Raw genomic sequence first — 15,319 nt, 5'->3', positions numbered from 1 at the left:
GTCCCGTTCCGTGACCTCGTCGACTGGATGAATGCGCAGGATCCGAAGGTGCTCGCGGCACTGCAGAACCACAAGTCGAACCTCGGCGGCTGCCCATACCTGAAGTGGCCGAAGTGCGACGGGCTCATCCAATACTGACGCTTTACTAATGCCCCGGCTGCGATACTGCTGGTCGGACTACGCAACACAGCTCGCACTCAGGTAGGGACGAGACACTGGAGGATTTAGTGAGACAGCGGTCGTGGATGACCCGGACGAGACTCGCCGCGATCGGCGCCGCGCTATCGTTGGCTCTGGTGGCCTCTGCGTGCACGTCCGCGGGAGACGGTGCATCGGTGACCGTCACGAACGACGTGACCGTGCCCGTCACGGGCGGGGCGTCCAGCCCCGGGTCCAGCAAGCCGGGCGGCACCACCCCGGGGTCCGCATCGACCACGCGTCCCGGTTCGACCAAGCCGACGGCCAAGTCGTCGACCACCAAGCCTTCCGCGTCCACCGGCGGCACCACGGCCACCCAGCCGTCGGGTGCCGAGCCCGACGGATTCGTCCCGAAGAAGCTGAAGGCCGGCGAGAAGGCCCCGCAGTTCATCGTCGTCAGCTTCGACGGCGTCGGCTGGCACGAGAAGTGGCAGTACTGGTTCGACATCATGCAGAAGGTGCCGTTCCACTTCACCGGCTTCCTGTCCGGCACCTACATGCTCAGCTCCGAGACCAAGACGAAGTACCAGGGGCCGGGTCACGGTGCCGGCAAGTCCTCGATCAGCTGGAATGCGCCGAGTGATCTGCCGATCGAGATCGCCGACCTCAACAAGTCTCTCGCCGATGGCAACGAGATCGGCACGCACTACAACGGCCATTTCTGCAGCGACAACGTTCCCGGCGGAAACGACTGGAACACCGACGACTGGAACAACGAGCTCGACCAGTTCTTCGGCCTCATCAAGAACGTCAACGCCAACAACAACCTGCCGTCGTCGGTGAAGTTGAACCTGGATCCCAAGGAGATCAAGGGCGGGCGGACCCCGTGTCTGGAAGGGCACGCCGAGGATCTCTACCCGGCGATGAAGGCTCATGGCCTGACGTACGACACCTCGTTCACCCGGCGCGGCATCTCCTGGCCGACCCAGTCGAAGGACAACAAGATCTGGCAGATCGGGATGGCCGAGTTCCCGATCCACGGCACCAACCACTACCAGATCACGATGGACTACAACTTCTACTACACCCAGCGCCAGGCCAGCTCGCAGGGCGTGACGCCGGACCAGAGCGCCGCCGATTCAGCGGTCGTCCAGGCGACGTACCAGGACATGTACAACGCCACCTTCAAAGGCAATCGGGCTCCGCTGATCCTGGGCAACCACTTCAACGCCTGGAACAACAACGCCTACTCGGACGCCATCGGCAACTTCGTGACGGCGAACTGCGGCAAGCCCAACACCTACTGCGTGCCGTTCCGCGACCTCATCGCGTGGATGGAGATGCAGGACCCGGCGGTGCTCGCCAAGCTCCAGGCCCAGGACCCGGAGCTCCAGGCCGGCTGACGTCTGTCGCGCCTGCGCCTTTCGCAAGCGCTCGGCGCCCGTCGCCCGTGCCTCGGCGGTGGGTGGTGGCCCGGCGCACACTGGCGGCATGAAACTTGTTGATGCACTCGCCTTTCTCGCTGACCATGACCGCACCGTGCTGGCCACCCGCCGGCGTGACGACACCCTGCAGATGTCGCCGGTCAACTCCGGCGTCGTCGACGGCCGGGTGGTGATCTCCAGCCGTGACGGACTGGCCAAGGTCGCGAACATCCGGCGGAATCCGGCAGTCTCGCTGCTCGTCTTCACCGACGGCTTCTTCGGCCCGTGGGTCCAGGTGGACGGGCACGCGGAGATCGTCGATCAGCCCGAGGCGCTGGAGCTACTCGACCGGACGTACCGGGCCATCGCCGGGGAGCACCCGGACTGGGCGGACTACCGCCGCGCCATGATCGAGGACCGCCGGGTCGTCATCCGGGTGAGGCCGGAACGGGCGTCAGGACAGCTCTGACCTCAACTACCGCGCGCCGGCGGGACGGACCGCAGACAGCACGATGCCCCTCCGGTCCGGGGACCGAAGGGGCATCGTGCTGTGCGCGGGGACTGGAGGGTTCAGGTCCCCCGGTGCCGCCGGGCGAACGCCGGCGACACCGGAAGTACGGTCAGGACCGGGTCAGCACGCGGCGACGTAGGCGTCCTTGGTGGTGTCGACGTTGTCCTTGGTGATGATGGAGAAGCCGGTCTGGATCTTCGGGGTGATGGTGCCCCCGTCAAGAGCCGCGACCGCCTGGTCGAGGCCGTCGGTGCCGATGGTGCCCGGCTGCTGGGCGACCAGGGCCTGCACGGTGCCGTCCTTGAGGGCCTTGATCTGGTCAGGGCCGGCGTCGAATCCGACGATGGAGACCTTTCCTGCCTTGCCCGCCTGCTTGATGCCGGTAGCTGCGCCCTCGGCGGCGAACAGGTTGGTGGCGAAGATGCCGACGATGTCGGGATCCTTCTGCAGGGCGGCGGTCACCAGCTGGGCGGCGGTGGCCGGGTCGTTGTGCGAGTACTGGACACCGAGATAGTTGAAGGTGGAGTCGGCCTTGGTGGCGTCCTCGAAGCCCTTCACGCGAGCATCGGTGGTGGAGATGCCTGGATCGACGGAGATGACGAGCACCTTGCCCCCCTTTGCGTTCAGCCCCTTGATCGCGGTGAAGGCGGCCTTTCCGCCGCCGAGGTTGTCGGAGGCGATCTGCGAGGCGGCGAACGACGGATCGTTGACCGTGGTGTCGACCAGCACGACCTTGATACCGGACGCTGCAGCTTTCGCCAACGGGGCTTGCAGGGCCTTGACGTCGGTCGGCGCGATGAGAATCGCGTCGGGCTTGGCCGAGACCACCGAGGACAGGATCGGGATCTGGAGGGTCGGGTCGAACTTGGGGGCGCCCTGGGTGTTCACCGTGACGCCGAGCTTCTTGGCCTCGGCCAGGATGCCGCACTGCATGGTGATGTAGAAGTTGTCGCCCGCAACACCCTGGATGAAGGTGATGTTGTAGTTCTTGCTCGCCTTGGTCGGCGCCGCGGCCGAGGAACCAGCAGGACTGGAGGACGCGACCGAGGATGCGGCCGCGCTCGAGGCCGCGCTGGAGGATGCGACCGACGAGGCGGCACTCGAGCTCGGCGCCGAGGAGACCGGGGCGGCGGCCGAGCTGGTACTGCTGGACGTGCTGGAGCTGGCAGCGTCGGCCGGCTTGGACGACGAGCACCCGGCCAACGCCAGTGCCAAGGCGGCACTGGCGGCGACGCCGAGGACGAGGGACCGCTTCATTGCGTTTCCTTTCACTTTTTCACGGCCAGCTTCTTGCTGGACCGGGATGATCTCGCCCCGCGAAGTGCCGCGGCGCGTCGGGTCTGGTCGATGTACACAGCAGCGATCAGGACAACGCCGACCGCGACGCCCTGCCAGAAAGGCTCAACACCGACGATGATGAACCCGGACTGCAATACGGCCGGGATGAACAACCCGACCATCGTGCCGAACATGGAGCCCTCGCCGCCGAACACCGAAGTGCCGCCGATGACGACCGCGGCGATGACGTTGAGATTGGTCAGAGATTGACCGGCAATGGTGGTCGTCCCGTATTGCGCGAGGTAGAGCATTGCGCCGACACCGGCAAGAGCGCCGGCGAAGCAATAGACCTGGATGAGGTGTTTATCCACCTTGACGCCCACGCGCTTGGCGGCCTCGGCATTGGAACCGATTGCGTAAGTGTACCGACCGAACTTCGTCCGGTGCAAGAGAATTCCACCGAGAATGACAACGATCAGGGCAACGAATGGTAACCCTGGGATACCGATCACCTTCGTGTAGATGCCGAAGTCTGTCAGCGACGAATCATCCAGCGTGACGTTCAGGCCGGACGTGATCACCTGGGAGAGACCCAGTGCGGCAGAAAGGGTTCCGAGCGTGACGATGAACGGCGGGATCTTGGCTTTTGCGACCAGGAAACCGTTCAGCCAGCCCCAGGCACCGCCGGCCACCAGGCCGGCCAGAATTCCGACGACGACGGCACCTCCGCTGGTTCCGCCCATGCCCTGCATCACCTTGGCTGCGATGACCGAGGCGAAGACGAGCACCGAACCGACCGAAAGATCGATTCCCGAGGTGATGATGATGAACGTCATGCCGACACCGAGGATGGCCAGCACCGAGATGTTCTGGCTGATCTGCGTGAAGTTGCTCGCAGAGAAGAACTTGCCGCCACCGGCAATCGCGAAATAGGCGACGATGACGAGCAGCACGCCGAGGATCCAGACCGACTGGAGATTCACCAGCCGCCTGATCAGTGACTCGCTACCCGGCCCGTCGTCGAGCGATGCCGGCGCCTGCGACTTCGAAGACGTGGTGGTCACAGCGCTGATCCCTCCGAGAAGTCAAGGGCGCCGGTCATGGCGCCGACGAGTTGTTCGACCGATGCGTCCTTGGTCTGGATGGTGGTGACCCGCCGACCGAGGCGCATCACCTGGACCCGGTCGGAGACCTCGAGCACGTGCGGCATGGAATGCGAGATCAGCACGATGGCAATACCTCTGTCCCGCACACGCTTGATCGTCTCCAGCACGTTCTTGGTCTGGACGACACCGAGGGCAGCGGTCGGCTCGTCCAGGAAGACGACCTTCGAGGCCCAGGCGATGGCCCTGGCGATGGCGATGCCCTGGCGCTGCCCACCGGACATCGACCCGACCGGGGTGGTCAGCGACCGGACCGTCGCACCCAGTTCGTCGAACGAGATCCGTGCGCGACGGCGCATCTCCTTGTTGTCCATGAACCCGAACTTGCCCAGGATGCCCTTGGCCGGGAGCTCCCGCCCGAGGAAGACGTTCTGGGCCGGGTCGAGATGAGGAGCGAGCGCCAGATCCTGGTAGACGACCTCGATGCCGAGATCCGAGACCTGCTGCGGGTTCGTCATCTCGATGGGCTTGCCCTCGAAGAAGATCTCGCCGTCGTCGAGCTGCAGGTTACCCGAGAGTGCTTTCACCATGGTGGATTTGCCGGCACCGTTGTCGCCGATGAGGGCTACGACCTCGCCGGGGTTGATGTCGAAGTCCGCCCCGTCGAGGGCTCGGACGTGTCCGAAACTCCTCGACAGCCCACGAGCCTCAAGAATGGGGGTCACCGCGCTGTCACCTCCGTGTAGGGGCGCGCACGCCCGTCGATCACCTGGACAAGGTTGTCCAGACGACGCTTTCCTTCGTCCGCCAGATAGGCGATCCGAGCTGTTCTTTCCAAACCGACCGTCTCCTTCCAGATCGAACGGCCGGCGATGAATCCGCTGGTTCCACCGTCGTCGCAGGCGATCCGGAGGGCGGCGGCGAACTCGTCGAACTCGACGCCGGCCGACAGCACCGCCCACGGAATGGTGAGGGACTCGGTCAGCCGCTTGCAGGATGCGGCGTCGCCCGGGTACTCGAGCTTGATCAGATCCGGCTTCAGGTCATCGAGCATGATCGCGGCCTCGATGATGCGGTCGGCCTTCTGCGCTGGGGTGGCCGGCTCCTCGCCGTGCAGCGGGAAGATCAGGTTCTCGATGACGCTCGGGATGCCCACCTCGCGGCAATCAGCGACGACCTGACGGACGACGTCGAGAACCTCTGCGCTGGTGTCGATCCCGTCCGGACCCGGCTTGCGATCGGCGCGGAGCTGGACCAGGAACTTGACGGCGTGTCCGCCCTGGTGCTTGACCCAGGTCGCCGAAAGGGCGGGGTCGCGGTGGGTCCGTGGTTCGCCGTTGACGTTGCCGCGCTCGGACGGTTCGGCCGCGACGAGGACACCGATACGAGGTCCGTCGGTGGGCAGCTCGGCCAGCGAGGGAACTCCGAAGGTCGGGTCCAGCAGAAAGGCGGAAGCGGTGCCGCGCAACGCCTGGACCGTGTCGGCCTTGATCTCGGTGAGCTCTTCCAAGGTCGGATCGGCGATGCCGGCCGCGTGGAACATCCGCTTCAGGGTGTTGCGCTGGTCCATCGCGACGATAGCGAAGGTGTTCGCCTCGGTCGCGATCGCGGCCAGTCCGGTCCTGGTGGTCGATGCTGTCATGGGCGGTCTCCTCGAGTCTGAACTGCATAGGGTGCCGTGATCACGGCCTGGGTGTACCGGGCCGCGAACTGCGCGGTTGGCCCGTTCGGCGTCAGCACGGAGTTCGCGCCGGTATCGCCGGTGATGAACATCTCCTGTGCCACGTTGGCGGCGTGCACCGCGAACATGGTGGCTCCGAAGGCTCCGGCCTGGGATCGGTCGGAGAATCGAACATTGGGCAGCGACGCCTCTTTCGAGCGCCGGACCGACTTCATCCTGGTCCATCCGCCAGCCACGACGACCGCGCTGGCGGGGCCGATCTCGGCGGCCATCAGGTCGAGGCATCGCGCCGCCTCGTCCACACCGTGGGCGAGGGTGGCCAGCCACAGCGCGGCCGGGCTCACCGCGTCGCTGGTCACCTCGATCCGCAGGGTGCCGTCGTTGTTGATCGCGCCGGAGACCTTGATCCCCTGGGTGGCATGACCGGCTGCGGTTTCCTCCAGGGCACAGGCGGCGTCGTCGAGCTCGCTGCGTCGGTCGCCGGATCCGGCGCCGAGCATGTCCAGCGTCCGGCGGAACAGCAGCCCGGCCTTGGTCCCACCGAGCAGCACCCGCCGCCCGGCCAGCACGTGGTGTACCGAATTGACCCCCGCGGAGGCCAGCCGGTTGCGGGCGTCCCGATCCAGGTTGCCCTCGATCGACCTGACGAGAGCCTCTGCCGTACCGAAGGAGTCGAAGACCTCGTCGGCCCCGGTGGTCCCGCAACCGACCGCGGCCACCGGGTGGTCGTGGCCGGCCACGGTGAGCGCGGCCCCGTGCAGGATGCTCGGGACACCCGGTCCGCCGGCGCGACCCAGCGGTGTGCCGGCCAGCACCAGTGGTGGGATCAGGTCGGCGGTGGCGCCGATGGCAGCCAACATCTCCGGCCAGAGCTCGCCCGAATCCTGGTCCAGCAGACCTGTTCTGGCGGCCAGCGACATCTCCGATGCGCGGACGGCACCCAGTCGATGGACCAGGAACTCCGGGACGTTGAGCCACTGCCTGCCGACGAGATCGGTGCCCTGCGTGCGCATCCACGCCAACTTGGCCACCGTGGCGAGCGGCGAGACGGGCAGACCCGTTCGACCGCAGAACTCCTCGATCAACGCGGCCGGCAGGGCCAGGATCTCGGCGCCGCCCCGCGGGTCGAACCAGGCGATGATCGGGTGCAGCGGGGTACCGGCATCATCGAGCAGGACCCCGGCCTCGGCCATCCCGGTGATCGCGATCGCCTCGACGGTGACCGCTCCGATCCGCTCGGTCGCCAGCTGAACGGCCTTCTCCAGTAGAGCGAACACGCCGGCGGCCAGAGCTTCCGGGTCGGTATCGGTGTAGGTGCCGCCGTGGTTGCGCCAGGACGTCGGGGTCGAGACCGAACCGATCTCCTCGCCCTCCGTGGTGGTGGCGAGCACCTTGGAGTCCGACGTCCCGACGTCGACGCCGAGCACGATCCGGGTCATGTCTGATCCTGGCTCTTCGCGCAGGCGCTCATCGCTCGCTGCGCTCCGCTCCTCATCGGATCCTGGCTCTTCGCGCAGGCGCTCATCGCTCGCTGCGCTCCGCTCCTTGCTCGTTCCTCGCTGCGATGCTCACTTCGCGCTCGTACCTCGCTCATGGGACCACCGCCGAGAGGCTCTCCGGCCAGCCGGCTCCCGGCCGGCAGGCCAGGAATTGCACTTCGCCGGTGACGGACCAGTCGCCGTAGGCGGCCGGGATCGCGAAAACCTGGCCGCGTTCCACCTCGACCGGATCACCACTGTCCGAACGAATCTCGCCATGACCGGCGAACACCACCCCGACCGCGAAACCGGCAGGGAGGGCGGGGCCGGCGCCGGGCGCCGGGGCCAGCAGGTCGAGGCGGAAGAACGGGTCCGCTCCGGCCGGCAGCAACCGTTGCGGCGCGCCATCGGTGCTCGCCGGGTCGGTATGCATGACCAGGACGGCGAGGTCCTCGGCCGTGGTGGCGTGGTGGTTGGTCGCACTGAGGGCCAGCGGCATGCCCAGATCGAGGTGCGACTCGTCGCGGGTGGCGGTGGTGATCGACCACTCCAGCAGGATCGAGAAGTCGCTTGGTTCCTGCACTTCCGCAACGAAGACACCCTCGCCGATGGCGTGGGCGCTACCGGCCGGGACCAGGATGCCGTCACCCGGCTTCACCTGGATCCGGTTCATCCGGGCCAGCATCCACTCCGAGTCCTGCGCCTCGACCCGGGCGCTGAGCTCGTCCGGATCCACGTCCTGCGAGAAGCCGAGCCAGACCGAGGGTTCGTCGCCGGAGGTGGCCAGGACGAACCAGGCCTCGGTCTTGCCGTACGGGCAGTTCAGGTGCGAGGTGGCGAAGGCGCGGTCGGGGTGGACGTGCACCGGCAGGCGTTGGCCCGGGTCGAGCAGTTTGACCAGGATGCCGTTGTCGCCGGTGGGACCGTCGGCAGTTCCGAGCCAGGCGATCGGATCATCCGCGATGAGATCCCGGAGCAGGACTCCACTCTCGGTACGGCTCGGACCGACGTCGGGCTCACCGGCGCGGAAGTTGGTGGCGGCCAGCCATTCCTCCGGACGGCGCGGGGACGGCATGTCGACGCCCCGCAGCTCCGCGATCCTCTCACCGCCGAGGTAGAAGTGGTCGATGATGTTCGGCGGCATCACGATCGGTTGCATGGCACCAGCTCTCCTGATCCTCGCGGCACCACGGTCACGGGTAGCACGATGTTGGTTGCTTCGCTGTGCTCGCCGCGCATCCGGGCGAGGAGCCGGTCGACGGCGGCTTCGGCGATGGGGGTCGGATCCTGGTCGACGATGGTGACGGCCGGCTCCAGCGAGTCCGCGAGCGCGAAATCGCCGAAGCTGATCAGCGCGATGTCGGTCCGCAGACCCTGGTGCAGCGCCCGCACCACGCCGAGGCTGGCGCGCGGGTTGGACGAGAAGACCGCGGTCGGCGGATTAGGGAGAGCGAGCAGCTCCGCGGTTGCCGCAGCCGCGGGTTCCGGCTCACCGCAGCCGGTGCGGAGCAGCGCGTCGTCGACCTCGATGGCGGCGCCGGCCAGGCCGTCCAGGTAACCCAGGCGGCGTTCGGCGATGGTCGGCAGGTCCCCGTTGTCGCCGATGAAGGCGATGCGACGGTGGCCGCGGGCGATCAGGTGGTCGGTAGCAGCCTTCGCGCCGATGCGGTCCTGCACGAGAACCGTGTCGTAGCCGGGGAGTTCCCAACCACGGTCCAGCAGGACCACCGGGAGTCCGCGGGTCAGTTCGATGATGTAGTCGTGGTCGTCGCCGGTGGGCGCGATGAGGAGCGCGCGCACGTTCTGGCCGGCCAGCCGCGTCACCTGGCCGCGCTCCCGGGTGCCGGATCGGCCGGTCGAGGCGATCAGCACGCTGATGCCCTCGGCGAGCATGCGCTCCTCGATGACGGAGACCAGCTTGGCGAAGAAGGAGTCGGCGATGGAGTCGATGACGACGCCGATCGCGTCGCCGGTGCCGGTCCGCAGGGAATGGGCGATCGAGTTGCGCACGTAGGCGAGTTCGGCGACCGCGGTCAGCACTCGTTGACGCGTCGGCTCGGAGACCTGCTCGGATCCGTTGACCACCCTGGAGACGGTCTTGATCGAGACGCCGGCCACCCTCGCGACGTCGTACACCGTTGCGCGGCCAGTCATCTCGCGTCCACCGTCGAACCGACCCGCTCGGCCTGGATCGCCTGGAACAGGGCATTCGCCCTGACCGGATCCAGTCGCCCTGCGGTCGCCGTCTCGCAGGAGGCCGAGGCGGTGGCCATGCCGCGACGGACGATGTCGACGTCGTTCGCGCCCGACACCATGGCCAGCGCCGCGCCCGCCGCGAAGCAGTCGCCGGCGCCGATCGGGTTGACCACCTGCACCGGTTGCGCCGGCAGCCACCACAGGCCGTCCCGGGTGGCCAGTGCCGCACCGGATGCCCCGGCGGTGACGACGCCTCGCGTCGCGCCCGCGGCGTGCAGGGCGGCAGCCGCCCGGACCGCTCGCGCCGGGATGTCCTCGCCCTGCTCGTCGACCTGCTCGGGGCGAGCGGAGCGACGAGGGATGTAGCCGTCCGTCCGGCCGAGTAGGAGCCCTTCGGCCTCGGACAGGTTGGGGGACACCAGATCCGGGCCGGCGGCAAGGGCCTGTTCCAGCACCTGGGGCGCGGCGTCCACGATCACCGGGATGCCGGCCCGGTGGCCGATCTCGACCAGTTGCCGGTAGGCGTCCGTCGGAAGCCCCGGCGGAAGCGAACCGGAGCACACCAGCACCTGAGCGGTAGGCGCTTCGCCGGCGATCAGTTCCAGGAAGTTCGCCCACTGCGCCGAGTCGATCTGGGCGCCGCGACCGTTGATCACGGTCACCCGCCCGTCGTCCTCGAGCAGGATGGTGGCGACCCGGAGCACTCCGTCGACCGGAACCGTCCGAAAAGCGATGCTCTCGTGATGCAGCAGCTGTTCCAACCGGGAGCCGTCCCCGGTGGGCAGGAACCCGGTCAGCAGTGGTCCGGCGCCGAGTGCCGTTGCCGCTCGGGCGACGTTCACACCCTTGCCCCCGGCCGACGTGTCGGTCGCCGTTGCCCTGGCGATCGCGCCCGGAACCAGGTGCGGAAGTCGGACCGTGATGTCCAGGCACAGGTTGGGCGTTGCGATCAGCATCTGTGCCTCCTGTCCGGTCTGCGGGCGGCTTCGGCGCCGTCCGCGGGGGTGTTCGGTGTCGATTGCTCGACGTGAGCTGTCCGTCCACAGCGCGGACACTGTGAACTCCGGTGCCACGGTGGATCGCCCCCGGCGCGTTGACTGGATCGCATGCTTGACAGCGTTGTCATTTCGCAACGGCTACAAAGTGTTGTGACTGTGGTCACCGGCACGGCGGGGATGAGACAACCTTGCCTTGCCCGTGACAGCGTTGTCAATGGCCAGCAGACTGCCGTCCGGTTACGGTTTGGTAACCGGAACGGACACGCAACCGGCTGGTCGCTGATGGCCACCCAGCGTGATTCTCAATCGATTCACATCGGCGCAGGCCGCCAGACGACGGCCACGGACAACGGCTCACCCGGCGGGCCTTGTCGCCCAGGCCACCAGTTCGATCAGGTGCCGGTACTGCCGACCGGTCGCCCTGGTCATCCCCAGCTCGCACGTGCGGTTGCAGGAGGCAAATGCATCGTGATCGGACCCGAGCACCTCGGCGGCCTCCTGAGCCGTCGCGGCGGCGGTGAGCTCCGGGTGCAACAACCCCCGATCGCCGGCGAACGCGCAGCAGCCCCAGGCGGCGGGAACGTCGACCTCGCGCGCGACGGCCGCCGCCACCTCCCACAGTGCCGGGTCGAGCCCCAGCTGCCGCGACGAGCAGGTCGGGTGCAGCGCCATCGAGCGGGCCCGCCGGAGTATCGGGAGGCGCGGCAGCACCGTCGTCCGGACGAATTCGACGACGTCGATGACGTGTAGCCCCGGGTAGGCCTGCGCGGCCTGTTCGGCCAGTTGCACGAGGCCCTCGGTGCACGAACTGGCATCGCAGACGATTGGTAGTTCGCCGTTCCGGCTGGCCTCCCAGAGCGACCTCAACACCTTTTCGCGCATGAGGTGGTAGCCGTCGGTGAGACCTTTGGACTTCCACGGCGTCCCACAGCAGAGTCCGGCCGCCTCAGCCGGAACGGCCATGACGATGCCGGCCCGTGCACAGAGCTCGGCGAAAGCCTGCGCCACACCGCTTCCCGACTTGCCCGACGGCTCCCCCGCGGCACCGAACATCGTCCCGACGCACGCCGAGAAGTACACGACTGCAGCCTGGTCACTGGCCGACCCGGTGGCGACATGCCGTCGTCGACCACCGGCGGGAAGATCGGCGGACCACAGCGGCAGGACGTCCTCGTCGGCGATCCGACGGCCCGCCGCGGTGATCGCGGCGGCAACAGCCGGCACCTTCTTCGCCACGGTCAGCGCCAACGAGGCCGACCTGGTCACGCCGTCCCAGTGCCGGGCGGCCGCGGTCCATCCCGCGCGGGCCACTGTCCCGTGGTGCTGGGATCGCAAGGTGCGGACCAGGTCTCCGGTGTTGATCAGCACGGGGCAGGCGGTCTGGCACATGCCGTCAACGGCGCAGGTGTCGACTCCCGAGTATTCGTAGTCCTTCTCCAGCTCGGCGACCAACGCGCCGTCTCCGGCCTGCCCGGCCAGTGCCAGTTCGCGGCGCACCACGATGCGTTGGCGCGGCGTCAACGTCAGGTCACGGCTGGGGCAGACCGGCTCGCAGAAACCACATTCCACGCAGCGGTCGACCTCCTGTTCCACCGTGGCTGCGGATTTCAGGTGCCGGACGTGTGCCAACTCGTCATCGGTGATCACCACGCCCGGACTCAGGATCAGGGCCGGGTCGAAGAGGGCCTTCACGGTCTTCATCACGTCGTAGAGCTCGTCGCCGTACTGCCGGCGGACGTAGGAGGCCATCATCCGGCCCGTCCCGTGCTCGGCCTTGAGGGAGCCGCCGTGCTCCAGCACCAGATCGACCATGTCCTCGGTGAAGGCCAGAAGTCGTGCCGGAGCTGCCGTCTCGCCCTCTGCGTCGGGGCTCCCCAGCTGCTCCGTCAGCATGAAGTGGATGTTGCCGTCCTTGGCGTGGCCGAAGATCACGCTGTCGGCGTAGCCGTGCCGCTCGAACAGGTCGGTGAGTCCGCGACAGGTCGGCAGCAGCGCGGGCACCGGCACGGCGATGTCCTCGAGCAGAGCGGTGGAGCCGGACGGCCGGGCACCGGCCACGGTGGCATACAGCCCCTTCCGCACATGCCAGAGGCTGGCTTGCACCGCCGGGTCGGACGTCAGGTCCGCCGGTTCGCTCAGCGGCATGTTGGACAGCAGTCCGGGCACGGAGGAGGTCGAGTCGGCGAGCTCCGCCGCGGATTCCGCCTGGTACTCCACCAGCAACGCCGCCTGCGATCGGACGTCGATCCGGCGCAGCGACACATCGGCCTGCGGATCACGTTGACCGACCCGCAGCGAGACGGCGTCGAGCAGTTCGATGGTGGCGGCTCCGGAGGCCACCAGTTCCGGTAATGAGCCGGTGGCCGCGTCGAGTCCGTCGAACACCAGCAATCCGGTCCTGGTGAACGGTTTCACCGGCACCGTCCGCAGCACGATCGAGGCGACGAAACCGAGCGTGCCCTCGCTGCCGACCATCAGGTGGGCCAGGATGTCCGACGGCAAGGAGTGGTCGAGGAAGGAGTTGAGGCCGTACCCGAGGGTGTTCTTCATCGCGAACTGAGCGGTGATGTGTGCGACCGACGCAGGGTTGCCCCGCAGTCGGTCCCGGAGGTCTGACAGGCCCTGGTGCAGCACGGGTTCGCGGTGACGCAGCTGCTGATCGGCATCGGCGTCAGCGGTGTCGAGCACGGTGCCACCGGGTAACACCACCACCATCGACTCGACCGTGCGATAGGCGTTGTCGAGCGTGCCGCAGGCCATGCCGCTGGAGTTGTTGGCGACGACACCACCGAGCGTGCAGGCACTCTCGCTGGCCGGGTCAGGCCCCAGCTTGCGTCCGTAGGGTGTCAGTCGCGCGTTGACCTGACGGACGGTCGCTCCGGGCGACACCCGGACGCGGGCGCCGCCGTCCAGCACCTCGATGTCGCGGAAGTGCCGCCGGGTGTCGACGAGCAGGCCCTGGGTGACGCCCTGCCCGGACAGGCTCGTCCCGCCGGACCGGAACGTCAGCGACTGCCCGTGCATCGTCGCCACCGCGAAGAGCGCCCCGATCTCGGCGGCATTCTGGGGCACGGCGACGGCCGACGGCGTCAGCAGGAAGTGCGAGGCGTCGTGGGCCATCGACAGTCGGTCGATGGCCCTGGTCCGTACGGCGCCGTCACCGGGCATCGCCTGCCGCAGCGCAGCAAGTACGTTCTCCGGCAGCGGATCCGAGCGGAGGCTCATCCGCGCCCGATCACGCCGGCCACGTCGTCGGCCGTGTGCCGGCGGCGCGAGCCCGGGGCCAGCGGCACCGACTGTCGGCTCTGGCTGGCGAGCAGGGCGGCATCGAACAACTGGTGGCTGGCCAGCGCCTCGGCGGGCGTCGCGCAGCCGAACGCGTCACCGAGTTCCCCGGCCCGCTCGGCGAAATAGGCCGCCCACATCTGCAGAAGGGCGTCGGTGAAACCGAACTCGAAGATCCCGCCGGTGATGGTGGGCTGCGCCGACTGGCTCCCCGCCATCCGCTCCTCCCAGACCTGCTGGCCGTCGCGGATGGTCATCACCTTGAACGACTGCGGGTAGCGGGTGCTGAACTCCACGCCGCCGTCCATGCCGACCACCCGCATGCGCCAGGTGTTCATCTCACCGGGCGCGATGCGCTTGGTCTCGAGCGTCAGCGGGAAATCGCCTGCCGCTGAGGGCACTCTCGTGGAGAGGGTGGCGTTCTCGATGGTGTCGCAGAGTGCGGTGCCGCCCTTGCCATCAGGCCGGGTCGGGACCAGTTCCTGCAGTTGGGCGAACACCTCCGACGGCTGCCAGCCCAGGCGGAGCGGGACGTGGGTGACGTGCATGCCGAGATCGCCCATCACGCCGATCTGCCCGCAGAACTGGGTCTGCCGCTTCCAGTTGATCGGCTTGTCGATGTTGAGGTCCGAGGAGTGCAGGAACGAGAAGTTCGCTTCGATGATCCGGCCCGCCCGGCCCTGCTGCAGGAACGAGATGGCCTGTTGCACACCGGGATAGAACGGCATCTCGCTCGAGCACCTGACGAACGATGTCGATGCCGCGATTCCATCGCTGATGGCGCCGGACGCGCCGGGGTCGATGCCGAACGGTTTCTCGCCGAGGAAGTCGACGCCGGCGGCGGCGATGTCCAGGTAGACCTGCTCGTGCAGGTGGTGCGGGACCGCCACGTAGAGCACGTCCACCGACCCGTCCAGCAGCTTGCGGTAGTCGGGTGTCAGCGTCTGCACCGACGACACCCGACGGAACCAGTCGAGCGCTGACGCGTTGACGTCGCACACCGCCGTCAGCTGTGGGTCGACCGGCGAGCTCTGCAACGCCGACCAGCGACCGAGCGCGCCGGCCAGCTCCTTGCCCATCAACCCGGCGCCGATCACGCCGACCTTCACCGGCTGCGCGCTCATTCCGCACCGCTCTTCGCGCAGGCGCTCATCTCCATCTTCGCTCCGCTCCTCGCTCGTTCCTCGCTTCGATGCTCACTCATTGCTGATGGCTCTTCGCGCAGGC

Annotated in this window: 12 protein-coding genes; 2 read left to right on the top strand and 10 right to left on the bottom strand. The window is 67.8% G+C overall.

Going from position 1 to position 15,319, the window contains the following annotated elements:
• The first annotated feature begins 335 nt into the window (after positions 1 to 335).
• Complete coding sequence (locus tag ABIB25_RS28590; protein ID WP_354531908.1) at positions 336 to 1,541, top strand: polysaccharide deacetylase family protein; 1,206 nt, start codon at positions 336 to 338, stop codon at positions 1,539 to 1,541.
• Positions 1,542 to 1,629: 88 nt separating this feature from the next.
• The gene (locus ABIB25_RS28585; RefSeq protein WP_354531907.1) at positions 1,630 to 2,031 is read left to right on the top strand and encodes a PPOX class F420-dependent oxidoreductase; all 402 of its coding nucleotides are present in this window, start codon (positions 1,630 to 1,632) and stop codon (positions 2,029 to 2,031) included.
• 162 nt (positions 2,032 to 2,193) lie between these two features.
• Here ABIB25_RS28585 and ABIB25_RS28580 read toward each other — a convergent pair whose 3' ends face one another.
• The 10 genes from ABIB25_RS28580 to ABIB25_RS28535 form a co-directional block, all read right to left on the bottom strand.
• The gene (locus tag ABIB25_RS28580) at positions 2,194 to 3,330 is read right to left on the bottom strand and encodes an ABC transporter substrate-binding protein (protein ID WP_354531906.1); all 1,137 of its coding nucleotides are present in this window, start codon (positions 3,328 to 3,330) and stop codon (positions 2,194 to 2,196) included.
• 11 nt (positions 3,331 to 3,341) lie between these two features.
• A complete protein-coding gene (locus ABIB25_RS28575; RefSeq protein WP_354531905.1) occupies positions 3,342 to 4,415 on the bottom strand; it encodes an ABC transporter permease in 1,074 nt (357 codons plus the stop codon).
• Positions 4,412 to 5,179: an ATP-binding cassette domain-containing protein gene (locus tag ABIB25_RS28570; RefSeq protein WP_354531904.1), complete on the bottom strand. Its 768-nt coding sequence runs from the start codon at positions 5,177 to 5,179 to the stop codon at positions 4,412 to 4,414. The genes ABIB25_RS28575 and ABIB25_RS28570 overlap by 4 nt, the downstream gene beginning before the upstream one ends.
• The gene (locus ABIB25_RS28565; RefSeq protein ID WP_354531903.1) at positions 5,176 to 6,096 is read right to left on the bottom strand and encodes a hypothetical protein; all 921 of its coding nucleotides are present in this window, start codon (positions 6,094 to 6,096) and stop codon (positions 5,176 to 5,178) included. Before ABIB25_RS28565 ends, ABIB25_RS28570 begins: the two co-directional genes overlap by 4 nt.
• Positions 6,093 to 7,574, bottom strand: a complete 1,482-nt coding sequence (locus ABIB25_RS28560; protein ID WP_354531902.1) for an FGGY-family carbohydrate kinase — start codon at positions 7,572 to 7,574, stop codon at positions 6,093 to 6,095. Before ABIB25_RS28560 ends, ABIB25_RS28565 begins: the two co-directional genes overlap by 4 nt.
• A 151-nt stretch (positions 7,575 to 7,725) precedes the next feature.
• Entirely contained in the window at positions 7,726 to 8,772 is a 1,047-nt protein-coding gene (locus tag ABIB25_RS28555) for a class I mannose-6-phosphate isomerase (protein WP_354531901.1), read from the bottom strand.
• Positions 8,757 to 9,767, bottom strand: coding sequence for a LacI family DNA-binding transcriptional regulator (locus ABIB25_RS28550; RefSeq protein WP_354531900.1), 1,011 nt, complete (start codon positions 9,765 to 9,767; stop codon positions 8,757 to 8,759). The genes ABIB25_RS28555 and ABIB25_RS28550 overlap by 16 nt, the downstream gene beginning before the upstream one ends.
• Complete coding sequence (locus ABIB25_RS28545; RefSeq protein WP_354531899.1) at positions 9,764 to 10,765, bottom strand: 1-phosphofructokinase family hexose kinase; 1,002 nt, start codon at positions 10,763 to 10,765, stop codon at positions 9,764 to 9,766. The genes ABIB25_RS28550 and ABIB25_RS28545 overlap by 4 nt, the downstream gene beginning before the upstream one ends.
• 396 nt (positions 10,766 to 11,161) lie before the next feature.
• Positions 11,162 to 14,032, bottom strand: coding sequence for an FAD-binding and (Fe-S)-binding domain-containing protein (locus tag ABIB25_RS28540; RefSeq protein ID WP_354531898.1), 2,871 nt, complete (start codon positions 14,030 to 14,032; stop codon positions 11,162 to 11,164).
• Positions 14,029 to 15,216 (bottom strand): Gfo/Idh/MocA family protein, encoded by a 1,188-nt coding sequence (locus ABIB25_RS28535; protein WP_354531897.1) that lies wholly within the window; start codon positions 15,214 to 15,216, stop codon positions 14,029 to 14,031. Before ABIB25_RS28535 ends, ABIB25_RS28540 begins: the two co-directional genes overlap by 4 nt.
• Between the last annotated feature and the right edge of the window lie 103 nt (positions 15,217 to 15,319).

This window comes from Nakamurella sp. UYEF19 (assembly GCF_040546275.1).
Taxonomy (GTDB): domain Bacteria; phylum Actinomycetota; class Actinomycetes; order Mycobacteriales; family Nakamurellaceae; genus Nakamurella.
This window is presented reverse-complemented; position numbering and strand designations above follow the sequence as displayed.

Excerpts from the sequence above, each read along its gene's own strand:
- ABIB25_RS28580 (WP_354531906.1), bottom strand. The coding sequence starts at position 3,330 with ATGAAGCGGTCCCTCGTCCTCGGCGTCGCCGCCAGTGCCGCCTTGGCA.
- ABIB25_RS28585 (WP_354531907.1), top strand. The coding sequence starts at position 1,630 with ATGAAACTTGTTGATGCACTCGCCTTTCTCGCTGACCATGACCGCACC.
- ABIB25_RS28555 (WP_354531901.1), bottom strand. The coding sequence starts at position 8,772 with ATGCAACCGATCGTGATGCCGCCGAACATCATCGACCACTTCTACCTC.
- ABIB25_RS28560 (WP_354531902.1), bottom strand. The coding sequence starts at position 7,574 with ATGACCCGGATCGTGCTCGGCGTCGACGTCGGGACGTCGGACTCCAAG.
- ABIB25_RS28565 (WP_354531903.1), bottom strand. The coding sequence starts at position 6,096 with ATGACAGCATCGACCACCAGGACCGGACTGGCCGCGATCGCGACCGAG.
- ABIB25_RS28540 (WP_354531898.1), bottom strand. The coding sequence starts at position 14,032 with ATGAGCCTCCGCTCGGATCCGCTGCCGGAGAACGTACTTGCTGCGCTG.
- ABIB25_RS28545 (WP_354531899.1), bottom strand. The coding sequence starts at position 10,765 with ATGCTGATCGCAACGCCCAACCTGTGCCTGGACATCACGGTCCGACTT.
- ABIB25_RS28535 (WP_354531897.1), bottom strand. The coding sequence starts at position 15,216 with ATGAGCGCGCAGCCGGTGAAGGTCGGCGTGATCGGCGCCGGGTTGATG.
- ABIB25_RS28550 (WP_354531900.1), bottom strand. The coding sequence starts at position 9,767 with ATGACTGGCCGCGCAACGGTGTACGACGTCGCGAGGGTGGCCGGCGTC.